The organism is Vibrio hippocampi (assembly GCF_921292975.1).
Taxonomy (GTDB): Bacteria; Pseudomonadota; Gammaproteobacteria; order Enterobacterales; family Vibrionaceae; genus Vibrio; species Vibrio hippocampi.
Map to the genome: position 1 here is coordinate 19,983 of NZ_CAKLCM010000003.1, position 22,867 is coordinate 42,849.

Genomic DNA, 22,867 nt, shown 5'->3' on the forward strand with positions numbered 1-22,867 from the left:
TGGCTTGGTCGATTTTTCGTGTGATATATAACGTTCATGGAGGAGCTGGTGCCTCCGGAGAGCAAAATGATAGATAGCAACACATTAATGCACGTCGCCGATATGGCAAGGATTGCGGATCGCTATATTAATGCGACGGGTCAAGAGACCCAAGTTGAGGCTTCTACCATCGTCGAGCTATTGAAAGCGCTTGGCTATGATACCAATGACAGTGATAGCCTGCTGGCCTCCGCTGAGAAAAAGCATAGACAGGAGGTACTCGATCCTGTCTGTGTGATTCAAGATGATGACGCGACGGAAGTCAGTTTATATCTCAGCAGCAGTGCGAGAGAAAGTGACTTTAGTTGGCGTCTAACGACGGAACAAGGTGAGGTGTTTGAAGGTTATCTACAGTCTCAGATCCGCCGTGATGAGCGTCAAAATGGCGGTCCCTTGGTGTTCGAATTACCGGATAATTTACCGTGGGGTTATCATCAACTTGAGGTGTCACGTAAACGCCGAAAACTGCCGTATCAAAGTCTGCTCATTCGAGCGCCCCGAGCCTGCTATAAGCCAACTGCGATTGAGCAAGGTAAGAAGCTGTGGGGACCCAGTATCCAGCTTTATACCCTAAAAAGTGATGACAACTGGGGGATTGGAGACTTTTCTGACCTTAAAAAACTGGTCAGTGAGATTGCCGATAGAGGCGGGGATTTTGTGGGTATTAACCCGATACACTCGCTGTTTCCTGCTAACCCAGAAGCCGCAAGCCCTTACAGTCCATCTTCAAGACGTTGGTTAAACATTCTCTATATCGACGTGACGGCGACACCGGGCTTTGCCGAGAATGGCGAGGCACAAGCATTGATACAAAGTGCTGAGTTTCATCACCGCTTACAGCAGGCACGTCAAACCGATTGGGTCGACTATCGCTTAGTCTCTGAGCTGAAAATGTCGGCGTTAGAATTGGTCTTCAAACAGTTTAAACAGCAGCACCTCGATAGCTTGACACCACAAGGTGAAGCCTTCCTCGGGTTTGTTGAGCAAGGCGGAGATAGTTTACTGCATCAAGCCGCCTTTGATGCCATACATTGCCAACTGCGCGCCCAAGACGAAGCGGTTTGGGGATGGCCAGTATTTCCTGAAAAACTGCGCCACTTTGAGTTTGCTGGGACACAAAAGTTTATTCGTGACAATCAAGATAGCATTCATTTTCACCAGTTCCTGCAATGGGTCGCCGATACGCAAATTAGCCGTGTTCAAGCACTGGCTGAGCAAAAAGGCATGACCATTGGTCTGTATCGCGACTTGGCCGTTGGCGTCGCGGATTCTGGCTCTGAGACATGGGCAGACAAAGGCAACTTGGTGATGGAAGCCGGCATCGGTGCGCCGCCGGATATTCTTGGTCCACAAGGACAAAGTTGGGGTTTGCCGCCGCTCAATCCTCAGGTTCTAGAGCAAACGGGTTATCAAGCCTATATTGATTTGTTGCGCGCCAATATGAAGCATTGTGGCTGTTTGCGGATTGATCATGTGTTGGGGTTGCTCCGTTTGTGGTGGATCCCGCGTGGCAAAGCGGCGACAGAAGGGGCTTATCTCTATTATTCGGTTGAAACCATGTTGGCGATCCTCGCGTTAGAATCGCACCGCCATCAATGCACTGTGATCGGTGAAGATCTTGGTACGGTTCCGGTGGAAATTGAACATATCTTGCGAGAAGCGGGAGTACATTCCTACAAAGTGTTCTTTTTTGAAACAGCAGATGATGGAGGGTTTGTTTCCCCTCAACATTATGCGCCACAATCAATGGCTGCGCTTTGTACCCATGACATGCCTACCTTGCGAGGCTATTGGCATTGCGAGGATCTTAAAATGGGACAGTCGCTTGGCATTTATCCTGAAGATAAATTAGCGCCACTGTTTGAGCAAAGATTGCGTGATAAGCAACGGATCTTAGACAGTATCGCATGGCACGGTTATTTGCCTTCCGGTGTTGGTCGAGACGCCAGTCTGGTGCCAATGGACAGCTATCTCAGTGAAGCGTTGCAATTGCACTTAGCGTCGGGTGCGACCAACCTCCTCAGTGTACAGCTTGAAGATTGGTTGGAAATGGACTTGCCAGTCAATATTCCAGGAACCACGCAAGAGTATCAAAACTGGCGCAGAAAACTGTCGTTACCGATTGAACAGATGTTTGAACAAGACAGTGTTAATCGTATTGCGCAACAATTAACGCAAGTGCGTAGCCAGGTTGGGTGATAGCGAAAGCCAAGAAATCGGTTTTCCAGCTATACAAACTGGGATGGAACTTGAAAATCAGGGCTTTATCACTTCAAGGGTGATTGGTTTTCAGTAGAATGAAATGCACTGATATGCCCAAGTTACCTCAATGTGTCAGGTTTAGTGAGAGTGATTTGGGTATAAGCCCGCAGCAGTATGCGGGCATTTTAGTTTATGTCGAACAAGCCCATGTACCCCAAAAGTGGTCATTATTGCCGATGATCCAATATCAGCAGGCGCACCACCCATAACTTTGAATAATAACAGGCAGCTTGGCCACAGGAGATAGACGTTGAAGAACAAAAGGCTAGTAAACTCAGAACAGACGCACCAGCAATTGCTAAACGCGTCGTTCGCAGACCCATTTTCTTTTTTGGGACCCTATGCACAGCAGCAAGGCGTTGCGCTACGAGTATGGATGCCAGGGGCTGACAATGTCACCGCGGTGTTAAGTTCAGGAGAGCGTATTGCGTTAGAGCAGGACAAGGATCAAGAGTTTATTTTTGTTCTTAAATCAGATCAGGATCTACGTTGGACGCACTATAAATTGATCGTTGATTGGGCAGGTACCGAGCAGTTGATCGATGATCCCTATCAGTATCACGGCATCTACGCAGAATACGAAGAGCTGCACACACCTAAACAGATGTACCACAACCTCGGCGCTCAATTTGTCTCGCTAGAGCGTGAAGGTAAGCAGGTGGAAGGGACGCGTTTCTTGGTTTATGCCCCTCATGCTTCCGCCGTGAGTATTGTTGGCGATTTTAACGGCTGGGATGGTCGTCGTAACCCAATGCAGCGTCTAGATTATGGCATTTGGGGACTGTTTCTACCTGAGCTGCCAGAAGGCACGCAATATAAGTTTGAAATTAAAGGTCCTAATGGTGAGGGACTGCCGCATAAAGCCGATCCTTGGGGTTTCTATTCCGAACAGTTCCCGTCTTTGGCTTCGGTCACCTATAACCACCGCAATTATCAATGGCAGGATGACACCTGGCAGAATCGTGAAGTCACCGTAAAACGTAAGCAGCCTTTATCATTTTATGAGTTACATGCGGGCTCTTGGAAGCGCAAAGAGAACGGTGATTTTCTCAACTATCGCGAATTGGCCGATGAGTTAGTGCCTTATCTGTGTGAGATGGGATACAGCCATGTTGAATTGATGCCCGTATCCGAACACCCTTTCTATGGTTCGTGGGGTTATCAACCCGTCGGTCTGTTTGCACCGACCAGTCGCTTTGGTGCTCCTGATGATTTCAAATACTTCGTCGACAAATGTCACCAAGCAGGTCTCGGTGTGGTGTTGGACTGGGTGCCAGCGCACTTCCCGGCGGATGGTCATGGTTTGGCAAACTTTGATGGTACTCCTCTGTTCCATGATCCCGATCCACGTCGCGGTTGGCACCAAGATTGGAACTCGTACATTTACGATTTAAGCCGTGAACATGTACGACGCTTCTTAGTCGCCAATGCGCTGTATTGGTTTGAGCAGTTCCATATTGATGGTATCCGCGTTGATGCGGTGGCGTCTATGTTGTACCTCGATTACTCCCGTAGCCATGATCAGTGGGTGCCCAATATTGATGGTGGTCGTGAGAACTACGATGCGATAGCCACAATGAAATGGATGAACGAAGAGGTATATAAACACTTCCCGAATGCGATGACCATAGCTGAAGAGTCAACGGCGTTCCCGGGTGTTTCTGCGCCGACCTTTATGGGTGGTCTTGGTTTTGGATTTAAGTGGAATATGGGTTGGATGCACGACAGTCTGTCCTATATCCAAGAAGATCCCGTACACAGAAAATATCATCACGACACCATTACTTTCCCGCTCGTGTATGCGCACAGTGAGAACTATGTCTTGTCTTTGTCTCACGATGAAGTGGTTTACGGTAAACGTTCTATCCACAATAAAATGCCGGGTGATGAGTGGCAGCAGACAGCTAACCTTAGAGCTTATATGGGTTACATGTATGCTCAACCGGGTAAGAAGCTTAACTTTATGGGCGCAGAATTTGGTCAAACCGGTGAATGGAACCATGATGATCAATTGCAATGGTTCTTGCTGGACTTTGAACGTCACCAAGGTGTGAAAGCACTGACTAAGGCACTCAACCATTTGTACCGTGAAGAGAAAGCGTTACATGAGTTGGATTCAGAGCCAAAAGGTTATGAGTGGCGCTTACAAGATGCGGCGGATGCGAGTGTGCTTGCTCACGAGCGTATCAGCGAGAACGGGGAGCGTATTTTGGTGATTAGCAACTTTACCCCAGTTCCCCATGACTCATTCCGTTTAGGTGTACCATTAGCGGGACGTTATCAGTTGGTGTTGAATACCGATGATACTCAGTTTGCTGGAAGCGGCTTTAGTGTGATTGAAACCGCTCAGACTGAAAAGGTCGAGAGCGAATCTCAACCTCAGTCGCTACAGCTGTGCTTGCCGCCGCTTTCAACGGTTTATTACAAGTACCAAGGTTGATTGAACGACCTTGACCTGCTCAATGAGAGCAGATAGCGAACATAAAATGCCTCAGCCCTTTGCTGAGGCATTTTTACATTCAAAGATGCGTAATGTTTTGCTTAAGCTACACTTTTTACTGGCTCGCAAGTCGTATCTGTTTGCGCGCAATGAGATTAAGTTTATAGAAACAGGAGTTCATACCTTTATGATCACAGCGTTATACGCGTCATTAATGGCGGTTATCATGATCTGGTTAGCCTTTGAAGTGATTAAGCAGCGACGCAAACATCAAGTCTCATTTTCCGATGGCGGTGTTGAGGCGTTGCAAATCGCCCGCAGTGCCCAAAGTAATGCGATGGACTATATTCCCATTACGCTTATCTTGATGGCGCTGGTGGAATACAACGGTGCGCCTCTTATCTTGATTCATGTTTTGGGGCTGTTGTTTGTGGCAGGGCGGATAATGCACGCCAAAGCGATTCTTAAGCAAGGCTTCAAAGGCAGAGTATTAGGAATGCAACTGACCTTGCTGGTGATGGTGGTGCTGATTGTGTCGAATGTGGTTTATTTACCTTTTGATGCGCTGTGGTAACCGATGAAAGTGCGTCTATAAAAAACGCTTACCTATTGAGTTTCTTTATAGAGAAACGTGCCTAGAAGTCGTTGTGTTCGATGAGATGGCAAACAAAACCGTTTCATTGCTTGTTATCAGTGCTTTTTGCCCCAATTGTTAACTCATACTACTTGCAGAGGAAATCACCATGAGCCTTTTTCAACCGATTCAACTTGGTCAGCTTAGTCTGGAAAATCGTATTGTTATGCCACCCATGACTCGCTCAAGAGCAAGTCAGCCAGGAGACGTTGCCAACGAGATGATGGCGACTTACTACGCTCAGCGAGCCAGCGCGGGTTTAATTGTTGCTGAAGGCACGCAGATCTCTCCAATGGGTAAGGGTTATGCTTGGACACCCGGCATCTATTCTCAGGAACAGATCCAAGGTTGGCGTAAAGTGACCGATGCTGTGCACAACGCAGGCGGTAAGATTTTTGCTCAACTGTGGCATGTTGGTCGAGTGACTCATCCAGACAATATTGGCGGTCAACAGCCAGTATCTTCTTCTGCCCTAAAAGCCGAAAATGTGAAAGTGTTTATTGATAACGGCAGTGATGAGCCGGGCTTTGTTGATGTGGTTGAGCCAAGAGCCTTGAGTGTGGATGAAATCGCAAAGGTGGTCGAAGAATATCGTCAGGCGGCACACAATGCGATGGCAGCCGGTTTTGACGGTGTTGAGTTGCACGCGGCAAATGGCTATTTGGTGAATCAGTTTATTGATTCAGAATCAAACCAACGCAGCGATGAATACGGTGGCAGTTTGGAAAATCGTCTGCGTTTTCTTTCTGAAGTGGTCACCGCATTAAATGAAGCGGTGGGCAGTGACAGAGTCGGAGTGCGTTTAGCGCCATTAACCACATTAAACGGCACTGTCGATGCCAATCCCGAAGAGACCTACACTGCGGCAGCAGCATTGCTGAATACGCTCAATATTGCTTACCTGCACATTGCTGAAGTGGATTGGGATGATGCACCAGAAACCCCACGCAGCTTCAAACAAGCATTGCGTGACGCCTTTAGCGGGGTACTCATCTATGCGGGTCGCTACAACGCAGCAACCGCTCAAAAAACCATAGAGGATAACCTAGCCGATATGATTGGCTTTGGTCGCCCGTTTGTATCCAATCCAGATCTGCCTGATAGACTTAAGCATGGTTACCCATTAGCACAGCACGATCCGAACACACTGTTTGGTGGTGGGGAGAAGGGCTTGACCGATTATCCAACCTATCAAAAATAGCTAGCTATCAATATCAGCAAAAGGTCTGGAACTTCTCCAGACCTTTTTTGTTATTTGTCATCAGATAAATGCAAAAAAAAACGGCAACCAAATCATGTTGGTTGCCGTTTAATTGATTACTGCGCTAAAGTCGCGAGCGTATTACTGAGTCGATAGCTCTGAAGATGACGCTTGACCATTCTTAGAGGCATTCACCAACAAGATACCGACAGCCAGTACCATCGAACCACAGACTAGGAACAGTAGACGACCAGTAGGCTCGTTTGGAATCAATGCCATTGCAAGGATACCAAAACCTGCCGTACTGATTAGCTTGCCTAGCATACCGCGTTGTTTAGTATCTAGGTTTTGCTGCTCTTCGCTATCAGCCACAATCGGTGTGTTCCAATTAGTGAACAGTTGCTCAACTTCTTGTTCACGCTCGGGTGTCAGACCTTTGTAGAACTTAGTGGTTAGAATGAAGAAGCCACCAGTGAACACAACGTGTGCTGCTAAGCTTAGACCCACTTTTAGATCTGACCATTCACGAGTCGTGAAGCTTTGCTCAAGACCAAATAGGTTTTCGATGTGGTGTGCTTGTAGCGAAATACCAAAGAGGTAAGAAACAAAACCACCAACAACCAGTGTCATCCAGCCCGCCCAGTCTGGCGTCTTGCGGATCCACATACCCAGAAGTACAGGAATAAGCATTGGGAAGCCGATGAGTGCACCAACGTTCAATACGATATCGAATAGGCTTAGGTGGCGCAGTGAGTTAATGAACAGACCGATACCAATGATAATGAAGCCCATCATAACGGTGGTTGCTTTACTGACCACTACCAGCTCTTTTTGGCTTGCGTTTGGACGCAAGATTGGCGAGTAGAAGTTCATCACAAAGATGCCAGCGTTACGGTTAAGACCTGAATCCATTGAAGACATGGTCGCAGCAAACATCGCTGACATTAATAGACCCACCATACCGGCTGGCATCACGTTTTGTACGAATGCCAAGTAGGCAGCATCGCCACCCACGCTGCCGTATTGGTCAGCGAAATCAGGCATAAATGCGCTCACATACCAAGGCGGTAGGAACCAAATAAGTGGACCCACAACCATCAAGATACAAGCAAGCCCCGCGGCTTTACGCGCGTTCTCACTGTCTTTAGCACAGAGGTAACGATAAGCATTGATGGAGTTGTTCATCACACCAAACTGCTTAACAAAGATAAACACAACCCAAAGGACAAAGATGCTGACGTAGTTCAGGTTATTACCCAGCATGAAGTCGCCTTGGAAGTTATCGACGATGTTGCCTAGACCACCGCCGTGGAAGTAGGCTGCGATCGCACAGGTAATGGTGACCGCCATAATGACCAGCATCTGCATAAAGTCAGAAGCAACAACCGCCCAAGAGCCACCCGTTACTGCCATCAGCATCAACACTAGACCGGTCACGACGATGGTCGCTTCCATAGGAATGTTGAAAACCGCGGCAACGAAAATAGCCAGACCGTTTAGCCAGATACCCGCTGAAATCAAGCTATCAGGCATACCAGCCCAAGTGAAGAATTGCTCCGAGGTTTTACCAAAGCGTTGGCGAACTGCCTCAATGGCAGTGACAACGCGCAACTGGCGAAACTTAGGCGCAAAGTAGAGGTAATTCATAAAATAGCCAAACGCATTGGCTAGGAATAGAACGACGACGACAAAGCCGTCATTAAATGCGCGTCCTGCGGCACCGGTAAACGTCCATGCTGAAAATTGAGTCATGAAGGCGGTAGCACCTACCATCCACCATAACATCTTACCGCCACCTCTAAAATAATCGCTGGTAGAGGTGGTGAACTTGCGGAACATCCAACCAATAGCAATCAAAAAGAAGAAGTAGGCGAGTACAACAAGAGTATCAATAGTCATTATTCAGCCTTAATTAATTTACTTAAAATCTGCGACTAATAATAATTAAATTAAAAGTTGTTGTATTACAATATGGTCAAGTTTGTGATTGAAAGTCGCGAGTAAATTGTAACAAAGCTTTATTCAAGCCTTGCTAGTAAAGGCTTTGCTTGATTTTTTGTTCTTATTGTTAATTAGGTTTCAAGTGATTTTATGTTTTTAATTGTCATACAATTGTCAGGGGAATGTCAGCGAGAACGATAAAATGAATGAAATCAATAAAATGGCAATCGGTGTTCATTCGCTTGATGATCAGCACAAGATGAGGCGGCTATTCCGACGGCAGAGCAGCAAAGAGACGCTGAGTTGTAGGGAAGGCAGATAGTTTACAACACTGGCTAGCTGTCAGGGAAAGCGGTAATTTGGAACTGGCTGCTACGGAAAATAAGGCCGCGGTCTGAAACGTCGATGTATCCGTTTACCGTCGATAATACCTATCAGAGAAATTAAAAAAGCGAGCCACTGGCTCGCTTTTGCATTCAATTATGAAAAACTGAATTATTGGTTAACGTGTGAAACCGCGTCTTTAACCAATTGACCTAGCTCTTCCCAACGACCTTCGTCGATTAGGTTAGTTGGTACCATCCAAGTACCGCCACAAGCTAGAACAGATTTGATCGATAGATACTCATCAACGTTCTTCAGGCTAACACCACCAGTAGGCATAAATTTAACTGGGTAAACTGCTGTTAGTGCTTTAAGCATACCAACACCGCCAGATGGCTCAGCTGGGAAGAACTTAAGTGTACGCAGACCCATTTCCATCGCTTGCTCAACTAGGCTTGGGCTGTTAACACCCGGTACGATCGGTACGTTTTTGTCTAGGCAGTACTGAACAGTGCGTGGGTTAAAACCAGGACTAACGATGAAGTCAACACCCGCTTCAATCGCTTGGTCTACTTGCGCGTTAGTCAGTACTGTACCAGCACCAATTAGCATCTCTGGGAATTCTTTACGCATTGCTGCGATAGCATCTACTGCACACTCTGTACGGAAAGTAATTTCTGCACATGGCATGCCGTTGTCAACAAGAGCTTTACCTAGTGGAATTGCATCTTCAACTTTGTTGATGGCAATAACTGGAATTACTTTCAAGCTAGCTAGCTTATCGTTCAATGTAGTCATGTTTTTAGTCCTACTAATCAAGAGTGGGTGTGGCATCTTTTGGAATTACGGCACCTTGATGCTGAATTACAGTGCCTGCAACTTTGTGTCCTACTGCAGCCGCTTCAATTGCAGAACCACCCGTTAGGCGTTTTGCTAAGTAGCCCGCACTAAATGAGTCACCTGCAGCAGTAGTATCTACTACGTTGGCAACTGGTTTTGTAGCAACGTAATTGGCTTGTTCGTCAGCAATCACTAGGCAGTCTTTAGAGCCACGCTTGATTGCGATTTCAGAAACACCCGCTTCGCTTGTACGTTCGATACATTGCTCAACAAACTCATCACCGAATAGATCTTGCTCATCATCGAAAGTCAGTAGAGCAGTGTCAGTGTAAGTTAGCATCGTTTTATAAGTATCGATAGCGGTTTGTTGGTCAGCCCAAAGCTTAGGACGGTAGTTGTTGTCAAAGAAGACTTGACCACCTTTCTCTTTAAATGCTTTTAGGAAGCTAAATAGCTTGTCACGACCATTGTCAGTTAGGATTGCAAGTGTAATACCGCTTAGGTAAACCGCATCGTAACCTAATAGTGTTTCAATAAGAGTCGCAGACTCGTCTTGATCGAAAACAAATTTCGCTGCCGCGTCGCTACGCCAGTAGTAGAAGCTACGCTCACCAGTGCCGTCAGTTTCGATATGATACAGACCTGGCATTTTATTTTCTAGTCGCAGAATCTGTTCTGTGTCGATCCCTTCGTCGTTCCATGCGTTCATCATTTCCGCAGAGAAAGGGTCATTACCCAAAGCAGTGATATAGCTAACTTTTAGGTTGTGATTTTGAGTAAGACGAGAAAGGTATAAAGCTGTATTTAGGGTATCACCACCAAAGCTCTGCTTGAGTAGTTCACCTTTACGCTGTAGCTCGACCATACATTCGCCGATGATTGCGATTTTAAATTGATTCATAGTTTGCTATCCACTTTGGAGTGATTAACTTAAGAAGTCTTCACGAGAAGGAGAGAATATATCGAGTAATACACTGTTTTGCTCTAGGGCAGTAATACCGTGGTCGAGCAATTTTTTTACAGTGAAAGCGTCACCCGCTTTGAGTTGTTGCTTTTCACCGTCTACAATTGCTTCGAAACGACCACTGACTACATAGACGATTTGATCATGGATCTCACGCTTACGTACCGCGCCTTTGGCACCTTTGTCATAACAAAGATGCATTGCCATAAGATCGTCGGTGAAACCTACTACTTTTCGCTTGATGCCTTCAGAAACTTGTTCCCAAGGGTGTTCATCAGCAGAAAAAAAACTATACACCAACGCCTCCCGGACATAGACAGTGTCGACTGTTAATTTAACTTAACGCTATCATAAGCGCATTTGCCAAATTGTAATACAATAAGTTTACAGTAATGTGATTGCGATCAATTATTTTCTAAAACGCTATTTTAAAATAGCGTCATAAATGAAGAAAAACTGACTTTATTTCACGCAATAACTTGAGTTGTGTCTCAATTTAGTGTGACTGAGGTCAGCTTTCTATGACTTTCTTGTATGACAATAAGGCTAGTTGTATTACTTTATTGTCAGATTATTAACTGCATTTCAAGCTGAGGGTTAAAATGTCAACATTAGTTCAACCCATTTTGCTAAGCGAAAGTGAAATCGCTGAGCTTAGGAAAGAAGTCGGTCGTGATACCCTAATGGGTAAGGCGATTGCGAAAAACATCAAGGACGTTGAAGCCTTTATGAAACTTCCTTTGGAGGTTCCAGGGCACGGTGAAGCTGGTGGTTATGAACATAACCGTCACAAGCAAAACTACCAATATATGAACCTTGCTGCTCGTCTTTTCCTAATCACAGGTGAAGATCGTTACGGTAAATTCGTTCGCGACCTTCTTGCGCTTTACGCGGAACTGTATCTGACATTTGGTTTTCATGTTCAAAAGAACACTAACCCAACCGGTCGACTATTCCACCAAATTCTAAACGAACACGTTTGGTTGATGTTCACAAGTATCGCCTACTCTTGTGTGGCTTCTTCAATGACAGAAGAAGAGCGTCAAAACGTGATCGATCGTCTATTCCAACCAATGTTGGATATGTTCGTAGAAAAATACGGCCACGATTTTGACCGTATTCATAACCACGGTATCTGGGCTGTTGCTGCTGTGGGTACTTGTGGTCTAGCGATTAATCGTCCAGAGTACCTAGAAAAGTCTGTTTTCGGTCTTGCTAACAATGGCACGGGCGGTTTCCTAGCGCAAATTTCTCAACTGTTTGCACCTTCTGGTTACTACATCGAAGGTCCTTACTACCACCGTTACGCAATCCGTCCTTTGTGTCTGTTTGCTGAGATCCTACACCGTCACAGACCTGAGCTGGACATCTTTAACTACAAAGATGGCGTGATTGGTACCACAGTGAAAGCTCTGCTTGCGACTGCGTATCCAAATGGTGAGTTCCCTGCATTAAACGATGCGTCTCGCACAATGGGTATTACGGATATTGGTGTACAGGTAGCTGTGAGCCAATACGCTTCGCACTACGGTGTTGATGAAAACCTACTAGGCATGGCGAAGATCCAAGATTCAGTTTGGATGCACCAGTGTGGTCTAGAGCTTTCTCGCGCTTACGAAAAAGCATCAGACGTAGGTCTACCATTCTGGCCAAGTGTTGAGCTAAACGAAGGTCCAAATGGCGACCGTGGCGCTCAAGGCTTTATGCGTGTTCAAGACAAAAACAAAGACGTATTCCAGCTAGTGATGAACTACGGTCAGCACGGCATGGGTCACGGTAACTTTGATACGCTAGGTATTTCTTACTTCAACCGCGGTGACGAAGTCCTTCGTGAATACGGCTTCGGTCGTTGGGTAAACGTTGAGCCAAAATTTGGCGGTCGTTACCTAGACGAAAACAAGACTTACGCGCGTCAAACCATTGCTCACAACCTAGTGACGATTGACGAAACGTGCCAAAACTACTTTGACGTTGAGCGCGCAGACAGTGTTCACGGTCTACCGCATTTCTTTGAAACACAAAGTGAAAACCTAGTCGGTATGAGCGCATTCGCGAATGGACACTTTGATGGTTTCGGTCAGCAACGCAGTGTATTCATGTTCAAACACGATGAGCTTGAAGCGCCACTGCTTATCGACCTTTTCCGCCTAACAGGCGAAGGTGAGCATCAGTACGATTACTCTCACCAGTATGAAGGTCAGATCGTTCGCACCAACTTCGAATATCAAGCACACGCAGAGCTCAACACGCTAAGCGATGAGCTAGGCTACCGTCACCTATGGAACGTAGCGGAAGGCGAAGCGAAAGACACGGCATTGGTTAGCTGGCTACAAAACAACACTTATTACACTTGGTTGGGCACAAGCTCAAACGACAACGGTAAGGTTATCTTCACTCGCTCTGGTGCTAACGATCCAAGCTTTAACCTACGTAGCGTACCAAGCTTCATTCTTCGTTCTAAGGGTGAAAGCACGCTATTCGCTTCTGTGCTAGAAACACACGGCTACTTCAATGAAGAGTTTGAGCAGTCAGTGAACGCACGTGGTCTGGTTCAGAGCATCGAAGTGATTGGTCATAATGCGCAAGGTTCTGTTGTGTCATTCGCAACCGACAAGACTCGCTTTACTCTGATGGTAAGTAACAACCCTGAAGCAAGCAAAGACAGCACTCACTCTGTTGAGGTTGCAGGTAAAACTTACACTTGGGCTGGCTACTTCGCTGTTGAGCAGGAGACTTTATAATGAACTATCAACCACTACTCCTTAATTTTGATGAAGCAGCAGAGCTTCGCAAAGACCTAGGTAAAGAGACTCTTCTAGGTAAAGCATTAGCTCGCGACATCGCACAAGTTGCCGCTTATGCTGAAGAAGTAGGCATCGAGGTTCCAGGACACGGTGAAGCGGGCGGTTATGAGCATAACCGTCACAAGCAAAACTACATCCATATGGATATTGCTGGTCGCCTATTCCTGATCACTGAAGATGTAAAATACCGCGATTACATCGTGGATATGCTAACGGCGTACGCTAACGTTTATCCAACGCTAGAAAGCAACGTGAGCCGTGATACTAACCCTCCGGGTCGTATCTTCCACCAAACACTGAACGAAAACATGTGGATGCTTTATGCGTCATGCGCTTATAGCTGTGTGTACCACACGCTATCGGATGACCAGAAGTCTCACATCGAGAATGATCTGTTCAAACAGATGATCGACATGTTCGTTGTGACTTACGCGCATGACTTCGATATCGTTCATAACCACGGTCTATGGGCGGTAGCGGCAGTCGGTATCTGTGGTTACGCAATCAATGATCAAGAGTCAGTCGATAAAGCGCTTTACGGTCTAAAACTAGACAAAGTGAGTGGCGGTTTCCTTGCTCAGCTTGATCAACTGTTCTCGCCTGACGGTTACTATATGGAAGGTCCATATTATCACCGTTTCTCACTGCGTCCGATCTACCTGTTTGCAGAATCGATTGAGCGTCGTCAGCCAGAGCTTAAGATCTATGAGCACAATGACTCGGTAATCAAGACCACCACTTATGCCGTTATGAGTACCGCGTTCCCAGACGGTACGCTACCAGCACTGAACGATTCATCTAAGACGATCAGTATCAAAGATGAAGGCGTTATCATTGCAACAAGTGTGTGCTATGACCGCTACGAGAAGAACGAAACGCTGGTTAGCATGGCTGATCACCAAGATAACGTTTGGGTTCATGCTGCGGGTAAAACGCTATCCGATGCGGTTGATGTAGCGACCGATATCAAGCCATTTAGCTGGGGTAGCCTATTCGTCACAGACGGTCCTAAAGGCGATAAGGGTGGTCTAACTATCCTACGTCACCGTGACGAGCAAGATGACGACACCATGGCGCTGCTATGGTTTGGTCAGCACGGTTCTGATCACCAGTACCACTCTGCTTTGGATCACGGTCATTACGACGGTCTGCATCTAAGCGTGTTTAACCGTGGTCAAGAAGTGCTGCACGACTATGGTTATGGTCGTTGGGTTAACGTAGAACCTAAGTTCGGCGGTCGTTACATTCCTGAGAACAAGAGCTACTGTAAGCAGACTGTCAGCCACAACACCGTAACGGTTGATCAAGAGACGCAAAACGAGTTCAACACTGCGATTGCAGAGAGCCGTTTTGGTTCTAAGCACTTCTTCAAAACAGAAGACGCGAAACTGCAAGGTATGAGCGGTAAGATCAGCGAGTACTACGCAGGCACAGATATGCAGCGTTCAGTGCTACTTGCTGATATTGAAGAGTTTGAGAAGCCGCTTGTGATCGATGTTTACCGCATCAAGGCAGACAAAGAGCACTCGTATGACCTACCTGTTCACTACAAGGGTCAAATCATGCGTACTGACTTTGAGTATGACCTAGAGCCAACACTGCGCCCACTGGGTGATAAGTTTGGTTATCAACACCTATGGAACCTAGGTTCTGGTAAGGTTGAAGGTAGTTCGCTCGTTTCATGGCTACACGGTTCAAGCTACTACAGCTTGATCACCACCGCAGCGAAAGAGTCTGAAGTTATCTTCACTCGCACTGGTGCGAATGATGCCGATTTCAACCTACGCAGCGAGCCTGCACTGATCCTACGTCAATCTGGTCAAGATCATGTGTTTGCTTCCGTACTAGAGACGCACGGTTACTTTAACGAGTCAATCGAAGCTTCTATCGGTGCTCGCGGTCTTGTTGAAACAGTGAAAACACTGTCTGATTCAGATGACGCAACCCTCATCGAAATCAACACCACAACAGGTAACGTATACCGCTTTGCTATCAGCAACCGTGCTGAAGCTGAGCAAGATACAGCACACGAAGTGACTGTAGACGGCGCAACCTACACTTGGACCGGTGCATTTGCACGCGTTTAAAGTGAAGTGATACCAACTGTGTTGGTGATACAATAATGACTAAGGTCGAACAGCATGTTCGACCTTTTTTTTGCCGGTTATTCTAGCCCGCCAGCCATATTCCCCATCAAATCTAATGTCCTGATATTCGAGCGATGACTCATAGTTGAACACTAGCTAACCCCGTCGAACGCCAAGAGCAAATAAATTTAGCCGTGATATTCATCAGCTGAGAACATCGGTTGTTTTTCCCCTCGACCTAGCGTAAAGCTGGCAATACCATTGCGTGCCGCCCTACATCTTTGATTTACACCGAACAGCATTAAAATTGATGAAGATGTATGGGATGCATTGTTCTGTCTTTGTATCGCTGGACTGTATCTGCTTTCGTTATCAGGTATCAGGTTAATGGTTTGGTGATACAAAAGATGGAAACGTCTGGGTACGTCAAATTGTTCAGATTTGAGTTATTCAGTGACGGGTGGAGTATTGCGGTGATCCGATCTCGGTTCTATGGTTATAACATACTGAAAAGATTTAGCGTTACTTCACCGTTTTATAGGCCGAGATTTGGGAAATCGTTGTCAAGAACCCTAAGCAATAGCTAGAGTCACGAGACTCCTTTTTAGCGTATTTCTCTGCAATGGCCTAAGCATATTGAGGGCATTAGCTTTGCAACAAAATAATCTAGAACGCATCCGTGCAGAGTACAACGTTAAGCACTGGAGCCAAGGTTTTTACGGTATTGATGATAATGGAGAAGTGTATGTTTCTCCCTCGAGTGAAGATCACCAAATCCCCTTAAGTCACATCGTTAAGCAACTGGAACAGCAGCAAATTGGACTGCCTGCCTTGGTTCGCTTTCCTCAAATTGTTCATCAGAGAGTTCACAATATCTGTGATGCATTTAATCAGGCGATTGAAGAGTACGATTACGATAATCACTATCTATTGGTCTACCCAATCAAGGTCAACCAGCAGAAAGAGGTCGTGGATGAGATCTTGGCAAGCCAAGCGAAACTGGAGCAAAAACAGCTCGGTTTAGAAGCGGGAAGCAAGCCGGAACTGTTAGCGGTACTCGCACTGGCGCAAAAAGCCAGCTCTGTGATTGTGTGTAATGGCTATAAAGATCGAGAATATATCCGTTTAGCTCTGATTGGTGAAAAGCTAGGGCATAAAGTCTTCATTGTGCTTGAAAAGTTATCTGAGCTCGATTTAGTGCTGCAAGAAGCCAAAGCAATGGGAGTTAAACCTCGCCTTGGCCTGCGTATTCGACTCGCTTCCCAAGGGGCAGGCAAATGGCAAGCCAGTGGTGGTGAGAAGTCCAAGTTTGGCTTGTCCGCATCACAAGTCCTTACCGTATTAGACAAACTCAAAGCCGAAGGGGAGTTAGACGCACTTGAGTTAGTGCATTTCCACCTTGGTTCGCAAATGGCGAATATTCGCGATGTACGCAACGGCGTGAGTGAGGCGGCACGTTTCTATTGTGAGTTGCGTGATAACGGCGCACAGCTGAAGTATCTTGATGTCGGCGGTGGCTTAGCGGTTGACTACGACGGTACGCGCAGTCAGTCCTCCAACTCAATGAACTACGGATTGCGAGAGTATGCGCGCAATATCGTTACCACGGTGGGGGACATCTGCCAGCTTTATCAGCAGCCGATGCCAGTGATCATCTCAGAATCGGGTCGTTCCCTTACCGCTCATCACGCTGTGTTGATTACCAATGTGATTGGCACTGAAACCTATATCCCGGAAGATGTTATCGCCCCTGATGAGGATGCGCCACTCCTACTTCACAACATGTGGGATAACTTCCTGTCTGTTCGTGATGGTAATGATGACAGAGCCTTGATCGAAGTTTATAACGGCACCCAAAATGATGTGGCTGAGGTGCATAACCAGTTTGCGGCGGGCATGGTTAATCTGCAACACCGAGCGTGGGCAGAGCAGTTGTCACTTAGAATCAACTATGAGTTGAGCTTGGCGATGAATACCAAGAACCGCTATCACCGACCTATTTTGGATGAATTGAGTGAGCGCCTAGCGGATAAGTTCTTTGTTAACTTTTCACTGTTCCAATCGTTGCCGGACGCTTGGGGTATTGATCAAGTGTTCCCTGTGCTGCCACTGAGCGGCTTAGATTGCGTAGAAGAAAAACGCGCGGTAGTGCTGGATATTACCTGTGACTCAGATGGTGCGATTGACCAATACGTCGATGGGCAAGGTATCGAGACGACATTGCCAGTCCCCGCATGGAACCCAAATGAGCCGTATTTGATGGGGTTCTTCCTCGTCGGAGCATATCAAGAGATATTGGGTGATATGCACAACTTGTTTGGTGATACCCACAGTGTGGTGGTTAATGTTGACGAACAAGGTCAGGCGAACATTGATTTCATCAACCAAGGCGATACGGTAGAAGATATGATGCGTTACGTGCATATCGACGTAGAACTTATCCGTAGCCACTATCGCGAAATGGTCGCAAGCCGTGTTCCGGCCGATGAGCAGCAAGATGTACTGAATGAATTAGAGCAGGGCTTGGTGGGTTACACCTATCTTGAGGACTTCTAATGAACGATCTATTTTCAAAAACAGATTACTCCTTGTACTCCAATGCGATGACCTTTATGCGTCGTCCTTTGGTACCAGATCCAACCACAAGCGACGCTGATGTAGTGGTATTAGGTGTGCCGTTTGATATGGCGACGTCAGGTCGCTCAGGCGCACGATTCGGACCTGATGGAATGCGTCGAGCCTCGGTTAACTTGTCGTGGGAAAGCAAAAAATTCCCATGGGATTTTAACCTATTCGACCATACTAGCGTGATCGATGCCGGCGATCTGGTGTTCGACACGGGCGATGCGGAAGATCTCACTCAGCGATTGGAAGCCGCTTGTGATGCCATTTTAGCGAGTGGTAAAACCTTGCTGGCTTTCGGTGGTGATCACTTTATTACCTTGCCGCTGTTGCGCTCTTATCATAAAAAGCATGGCGAAATGGCCCTGATTCACTTTGATGCGCATACCGACACGTATCCACACGGAAGCCGCTTCGATCACGGTACTATGTTTTACCACGCACCTAATGAAGGGCTTATTTCGCCCGAGCATTCGGTGCAGATAGGTATTCGTACCGAATACAGCCGAGAAGGGCATCGTTTTCAGGTGATTAATGGCATGCAAGCCAATGATATGTCAGCCGATGAGATTGTTGCGCAGATCAAACAAACCGTGGCCGGTAAACCCGTTTACCTCACCTTTGATATTGATTGTCTTGACCCAGCCTTTGCACCGGGAACAGGTACGCCGGTTTGCGGCGGTATCAACACCGATAAAGCATTGAAGATTCTTCGCGGTCTTAAGGGCATCGATATTGTTGGTATGGATGTGGTTGAAGTAGCACCTGCCTACGATCAGAGCGATGTCACGGCGTTAGCGGGTGCGACCATTGCTTTGGAGATGCTGTACCTTTGGACAGCGAGTCATTCAAAAGTGAAATAGTGACATACAAGCCCTGTTACTCTTTTTGCTCATTAGACTCTTGCTCATTAGTGTTGTTGCACATTAGAGCTCTTGCTGGTTAGAGATATGTCTTATGAGCGGAATGGATAGTAACAGGGTTTTGGTTGAATTACGCTTGAGTTTTAGCTGCGATAAGCAAGTCGGCAAATTCGGCAAAACCAAAACCGCCATTGCTTTGGGTAATGTAGCTTGGCGCTGTGGTTAGCTGGTTGAGTATCGGTCGAATGTTATTGACACCAACGGTCAATGGTAGCCACTCAAACATGGTCTGATCATTTAGGGAATCACCGATATAGCAGATTTTCGATAAGTCACTATGCTGATGCTGCTCAAGATACCGTTGAGTGGTGGCTCGCTTGCTATGTTCGCCAACCCAAGCATTGATATGGATTGAGCTTGGCATCGCTGTTACGGATTGCCCATCAATTTTAAGACAAGCGATCTTGTTAAGTAATTCATTGATTATGTTCGATTCCAGCATAGGACGGTCTTGCCCGATATTGATGGCCACATCAGAAAATCGAAACGGCTGATCGCTGGCAAGGGTAATCTCAGGATAGTGTGACAATATATCGCTAACCGCTTGTTTGAGTTGCTGCTGCTGCGCTCTCATGGTGTCGAGAGGGAGTGGCGAATGAATCTTTAGTCCATCGATCTGCTTCTGCATCCAGAAAGCACCATTCTCTCCAATAACGCCGTGCACCGGCCACAGCTTCGCGATTTGATCGCACCATCCTGCACAAGCTCCGGTGACGGCGACAACCTTGATGCCAATTTGTTTAAGGCGAGCCAATGCTGTGAAAGTTTCATGTGGCATCGCCCCTTGCCAAGTTAGTGTGTCGTCGACATCGGTAAATAACCACTCTATGGTTTTTGCTTCGGCTAGGGTGAGTTGGTTTAGTGATTTAGGCATGCTGGACTTCTTTTGCATCAATGACTCGCGAGTAAGTGAGTGTTTGCTTCAGTTTAATACGCTTTTCCGTACTGGTATCAAACAGGTGTATATGTTCTGGTTTTATCTCAACACCATATCGGTCGCCAATAGCAATCTTAGCGTGCCCATCGGCTCGTATAACCAGATTTTGTTGACTGCTATCGAGAGTGCGACAGTAAAGGAGTAGATCGGCACCTAGGGCTTCGATTAATTCCACTTCAACCTGTAACCAAGAGGTCGTGGTCGTCAGTTGGAGGTGCTCAGGTCTTAAGCCAAGTTTTACTGCGCCAAGTTCGAGAGGGTGAGTGTTACAAGTTAGACTGACGTTGCCAACATCAATGCCGTTGGGGGTAATTGTTGCATCCACAATATTCATGGCAGGGGAACCCATAAACGTTGCGACAAACAGTGAAGCAGGTTGGTCGTATATCTCTAGTGGTGAACCGACTTGCTCGACATTACCTTTGTTAAGGACCACTAGTTTATCGGCGAGAGTCATCGCCTCTACTTGATCGTGAGTGACGTAGACCGAGGTGGTGTTGAGTCTTCGTTGTAAGCGTTTGATCTCCAGACGCATCTGGACTCTTAGCTTAGCGTCAAGGTTGGAAAGAGGTTCATCAAATAGAAACACTTTGGGCTCACGTACAATCGCTCGTCCCATCGCAACTCTTTGACGCTGACCACCAGAAAGCTGTTTGGGTTTTCGGTCTAACAGGTGAGCCAATTCCAACATTGTTGCGGCTTCATTGACGAGACGTTCAATCTCGGGCTTAGGGGTTTTGCGGTTTTTTAGACCGTAAGCCATGTTGTCATACACGGTCATATGAGGGTACAGAGCGTAGTTTTGGAACACCATAGCGATATCGCGCTCTCCAGGCTCTAACTGATTGACCACCTTGTCATCGATGGTCAGCGTTCCGGAAGTGATGGTTTCTAAACCCGCTAACATGCGCAACAGAGTCGACTTACCGCAACCACTTGGACCCACTAGAACGACCATTTGACCATCATCAATGGTCAGATTGAGATCGTGAATCGCTTGGTAGCCGTTGGGATAACATTTGGCGATATTATTAAGCATTAATGTAGACATTTATTTCTCCGAATCTACCAAGCCTTTAACGAATGCTTTTTGCATCGCTAAGACAACAATTACAGGGGGAAGCATGGCAATGATGGTGGTTGCCATAATCTTGTTCCATTCAATGACGCCGTCGACCACACCCAACATCTGTTTGATGCCCATGACGATGGTGTAGTACTGAGCGTCCGTTGTGATCAGCAACGGCCATAAGTATTGGTTCCAGCCGTAGATGAAGGTGATCACAAATAACGCTGCGATATTGGTGCGTGACAGTGGTAACAAGATATCGATAAAGAACTTAATGGGTCCTGCGCCATCAATACGTGCCGCCTCGACCAATTCCGCGGGAATCGTCATAAAAAATTGGCGAAACAAAAACGTGGCTGTCGCGCTGGCAATCAATGGAATGGTTAAGCCCGAAAATGAGTTGAGCATGTTGAGATTAGTGATCACCTCAAAGGTTGGCATGATGCGCACCTCAACCGGTAGCATCAGGGTGAAGAAGATCATCCAAAACGCCAACATACGACCGGGGAAGCGAAAGAACACCACGGAATAAGCCGATAGTATCGAGATAGTTAATTTACCTATCGTGATACATAGCGCCATGATTAACGAGTTCACTAGCATGCTAGTGATAGGTAATGCATTGTTATTAAAAGAACTCTCATTGCTCAACAACTCGCCAAACACACTCAATCCCAGATCACCAAACCAGAGTGGTGTACCAGTAGCAAATACGGTGTTGTCGTGTGTGGTCGCCACTAGGGCAATCCAAACAGGCAGAGCAATAGAGACAATGCCAACAATCAAAATGAGATGGCAAAATAGATTAAATAGCGGACGTCTTTCGACCATTAGTAAGCCACCTTTTTTTCAATATATTTAAATTGGAACACCGTTAATATCGCGACTAACGCCATCAGAATGACCGACTGCGCCGCTGATGAACCTAAATCGAGCCCGATAAAGCCATCGTTATAAACCTTGTACACAAGGGTTGAAGTGCTGTTACTCGGTCCGCCTTGGGTCATGGCGTGAATAATGGCGAAAGTGTCAAAGAAGGCGTAGACAAAGTTGACGACCAGCAGGAAAAAACTGGTCGGTGAAATCAACGGGAAGCTAATCGTGAGAAAGCGCTTGACCGGTCCGCTGCCATCAATAGCAGCCGCCTCGATCAATGATTTAGGTACGGATTGCAAAGCCGCAAGGAAAAACAGAAAGTTGTAGCTGATCTGTTTCCATGTCGACGTGATGATCACCATCCACATAGCGTGGCTGCCATTTAACGTTGGGTTCCAGTTAACGCCAAAGTGGTTCAAAATCTCGCTAATGACGCCAATCGTGGGATCAAATAGGAACAGCCACAATGAGCCTGCGACGACGGGTGCAACAGCATAAGGCCAAATTAAAAATGTTCGATAGGCGGTGGCGCCGCGTACGATGTGCTCGGCAAAGGCGGAGAGAATAAGAGCGCTGACTAAGGCTAATATGGCCACGCAGGCGCTAAATTGTAAGGTGGTGAAAAACGAGCTGAGGTAGTAGCTATCGTTCATTAGATTGGTGAAATTTTCTAAGCCAACAAATTCACTGCTCATGCCAAAGGCATCTTCAAGTTGTGAAGATAGGAAGATCGCTTGACCCGCGGGCCAGATAAAAAACACCAAGGTAATGATTAACTGAGGCGTAATTAAGGCAATAGGTAGCCAACGGTGGTTAAATACTACAGGAGAAGACATATAAGGTACCGAATAAATACCCTTCATACTTGAAGTTGCTTCTGCGTTGACTGCGCTCACTCATCCCA

The 22,867-nt window shown here is 46.6% G+C and carries 16 protein-coding genes; 8 read left to right on the forward strand and 8 right to left on the reverse strand.

Annotated elements, in window-relative coordinates:
* The first annotated feature begins 66 nt into the window (after nucleotides 1-66).
* The 4 genes from malQ (at nucleotide 67) to L9Q39_RS13305 (ending at nucleotide 6,576) form a co-directional block, all read left to right on the forward strand.
* Complete coding sequence (malQ, locus tag L9Q39_RS13290; protein WP_237485597.1) at nucleotides 67-2,238, forward strand: 4-alpha-glucanotransferase; 2,172 nt, start codon at nucleotides 67-69, stop codon at nucleotides 2,236-2,238.
* Between the two features lie 313 nt (nucleotides 2,239-2,551).
* Nucleotides 2,552-4,741, forward strand: coding sequence for a 1,4-alpha-glucan branching protein GlgB (glgB, locus tag L9Q39_RS13295; protein ID WP_237485598.1), 2,190 nt, complete (start codon nucleotides 2,552-2,554; stop codon nucleotides 4,739-4,741).
* A gap of 187 nt (nucleotides 4,742-4,928) precedes the next feature.
* On the forward strand, nucleotides 4,929-5,315 hold the full coding sequence (locus L9Q39_RS13300; RefSeq protein ID WP_237487017.1) for an MAPEG family protein: 387 nt from the start codon (nucleotides 4,929-4,931) through the stop codon (nucleotides 5,313-5,315).
* 163 nt (nucleotides 5,316-5,478) lie between these two features.
* Nucleotides 5,479-6,576, forward strand: coding sequence for an alkene reductase (locus L9Q39_RS13305; RefSeq protein WP_237487019.1), 1,098 nt, complete (start codon nucleotides 5,479-5,481; stop codon nucleotides 6,574-6,576).
* A gap of 141 nt (nucleotides 6,577-6,717) precedes the next feature.
* On the opposite strand, the gene L9Q39_RS13310 is transcribed toward L9Q39_RS13305, so the two are convergent.
* The 4 genes from L9Q39_RS13310 to L9Q39_RS13325 all read right to left on the reverse strand — a co-directional run bounded on the left by L9Q39_RS13310 (nucleotide 6,718) and on the right by L9Q39_RS13325 (nucleotide 10,942).
* Complete coding sequence (locus L9Q39_RS13310; protein WP_237485599.1) at nucleotides 6,718-8,475, reverse strand: sodium:solute symporter family transporter; 1,758 nt, start codon at nucleotides 8,473-8,475, stop codon at nucleotides 6,718-6,720.
* Between the two features lie 537 nt (nucleotides 8,476-9,012).
* Entirely contained in the window at nucleotides 9,013-9,639 is a 627-nt protein-coding gene (locus L9Q39_RS13315) for a bifunctional 4-hydroxy-2-oxoglutarate aldolase/2-dehydro-3-deoxy-phosphogluconate aldolase (RefSeq protein WP_237485600.1), read from the reverse strand.
* 13 nt (nucleotides 9,640-9,652) lie between these two features.
* On the reverse strand, nucleotides 9,653-10,582 hold the full coding sequence (gene kdgK, locus L9Q39_RS13320) for a 2-dehydro-3-deoxygluconokinase (RefSeq protein ID WP_237485601.1): 930 nt from the start codon (nucleotides 10,580-10,582) through the stop codon (nucleotides 9,653-9,655).
* Between the two features lie 24 nt (nucleotides 10,583-10,606).
* The gene (locus tag L9Q39_RS13325; protein WP_237485602.1) at nucleotides 10,607-10,942 is read right to left on the reverse strand and encodes a cupin domain-containing protein; all 336 of its coding nucleotides are present in this window, start codon (nucleotides 10,940-10,942) and stop codon (nucleotides 10,607-10,609) included.
* Nucleotides 10,943-11,247: 305 nt separating this feature from the next.
* Here L9Q39_RS13325 and L9Q39_RS13330 point away from each other — a divergent pair, with 305 nt between their 5' ends.
* From L9Q39_RS13330 to speB, 4 genes are all read left to right on the forward strand, one after another.
* Nucleotides 11,248-13,386: a heparinase II/III domain-containing protein gene (locus L9Q39_RS13330; protein ID WP_237485603.1), complete on the forward strand. Its 2,139-nt coding sequence runs from the start codon at nucleotides 11,248-11,250 to the stop codon at nucleotides 13,384-13,386.
* Nucleotides 13,386-15,536, forward strand: coding sequence for a heparinase II/III domain-containing protein (locus tag L9Q39_RS13335; RefSeq protein ID WP_237485604.1), 2,151 nt, complete (start codon nucleotides 13,386-13,388; stop codon nucleotides 15,534-15,536). Before L9Q39_RS13330 ends, L9Q39_RS13335 begins: the two co-directional genes overlap by 1 nt.
* A 651-nt stretch (nucleotides 15,537-16,187) precedes the next feature.
* A complete protein-coding gene (gene speA / locus L9Q39_RS13340) occupies nucleotides 16,188-18,092 on the forward strand; it encodes a biosynthetic arginine decarboxylase (RefSeq protein ID WP_435532839.1) in 1,905 nt (634 codons plus the stop codon).
* Nucleotides 18,092-19,021, forward strand: a complete 930-nt coding sequence (gene speB / locus L9Q39_RS13345; RefSeq protein ID WP_237485606.1) for an agmatinase — start codon at nucleotides 18,092-18,094, stop codon at nucleotides 19,019-19,021. The genes speA and speB overlap by 1 nt, the downstream gene beginning before the upstream one ends.
* 130 nt (nucleotides 19,022-19,151) lie before the next feature.
* Here the strand turns inward: speB and L9Q39_RS13350 are convergent, their stop codons facing one another.
* The 4 genes from L9Q39_RS13350 to ugpA are packed head-to-tail and all read right to left on the reverse strand — an operon-like array spanning nucleotide 19,152 to nucleotide 22,799.
* The gene (locus L9Q39_RS13350) at nucleotides 19,152-19,955 is read right to left on the reverse strand and encodes an HAD-IIB family hydrolase (protein ID WP_237485607.1); all 804 of its coding nucleotides are present in this window, start codon (nucleotides 19,953-19,955) and stop codon (nucleotides 19,152-19,154) included.
* Nucleotides 19,948-21,069, reverse strand: a complete 1,122-nt coding sequence (locus L9Q39_RS13355; protein WP_237485608.1) for a sn-glycerol-3-phosphate import ATP-binding protein UgpC — start codon at nucleotides 21,067-21,069, stop codon at nucleotides 19,948-19,950. The genes L9Q39_RS13350 and L9Q39_RS13355 overlap by 8 nt, the downstream gene beginning before the upstream one ends.
* Nucleotides 21,070-21,918 carry a sn-glycerol-3-phosphate ABC transporter permease UgpE gene (gene ugpE / locus L9Q39_RS13360; RefSeq protein ID WP_237485609.1) on the reverse strand — a complete coding sequence of 283 codons (849 nt, stop codon included), beginning with the start codon at nucleotides 21,916-21,918 and terminating at the stop codon, nucleotides 21,070-21,072.
* Nucleotides 21,918-22,799, reverse strand: coding sequence for a sn-glycerol-3-phosphate ABC transporter permease UgpA (gene ugpA / locus L9Q39_RS13365; protein WP_237485610.1), 882 nt, complete (start codon nucleotides 22,797-22,799; stop codon nucleotides 21,918-21,920). Before ugpA ends, ugpE begins: the two co-directional genes overlap by 1 nt.
* Nucleotides 22,800-22,867 lie beyond the last annotated feature (68 nt).

What these genes read in the sequence shown, in the direction of transcription:
- malQ (WP_237485597.1), top strand. Translation starts at nt 67, where the DNA reads ATGATAGATAGCAACACATTAATGCACGTCGCCGATATGGCAAGGATT.
- L9Q39_RS13300 (WP_237487017.1), top strand. Translation starts at nt 4,929, where the DNA reads ATGATCACAGCGTTATACGCGTCATTAATGGCGGTTATCATGATCTGG.
- L9Q39_RS13310 (WP_237485599.1), bottom strand. Translation starts at nt 8,475, where the DNA reads ATGACTATTGATACTCTTGTTGTACTCGCCTACTTCTTCTTTTTGATT.
- L9Q39_RS13315 (WP_237485600.1), bottom strand. Translation starts at nt 9,639, where the DNA reads ATGACTACATTGAACGATAAGCTAGCTAGCTTGAAAGTAATTCCAGTT.
- kdgK (WP_237485601.1), bottom strand. Translation starts at nt 10,582, where the DNA reads ATGAATCAATTTAAAATCGCAATCATCGGCGAATGTATGGTCGAGCTA.
- L9Q39_RS13330 (WP_237485603.1), top strand. Translation starts at nt 11,248, where the DNA reads ATGTCAACATTAGTTCAACCCATTTTGCTAAGCGAAAGTGAAATCGCT.
- L9Q39_RS13335 (WP_237485604.1), top strand. Translation starts at nt 13,386, where the DNA reads ATGAACTATCAACCACTACTCCTTAATTTTGATGAAGCAGCAGAGCTT.
- speB (WP_237485606.1), top strand. Translation starts at nt 18,092, where the DNA reads ATGAACGATCTATTTTCAAAAACAGATTACTCCTTGTACTCCAATGCG.
- L9Q39_RS13350 (WP_237485607.1), bottom strand. Translation starts at nt 19,955, where the DNA reads ATGCCTAAATCACTAAACCAACTCACCCTAGCCGAAGCAAAAACCATA.
- L9Q39_RS13355 (WP_237485608.1), bottom strand. Translation starts at nt 21,069, where the DNA reads ATGTCTACATTAATGCTTAATAATATCGCCAAATGTTATCCCAACGGC.
- ugpE (WP_237485609.1), bottom strand. Translation starts at nt 21,918, where the DNA reads ATGGTCGAAAGACGTCCGCTATTTAATCTATTTTGCCATCTCATTTTG.
- ugpA (WP_237485610.1), bottom strand. Translation starts at nt 22,799, where the DNA reads ATGTCTTCTCCTGTAGTATTTAACCACCGTTGGCTACCTATTGCCTTA.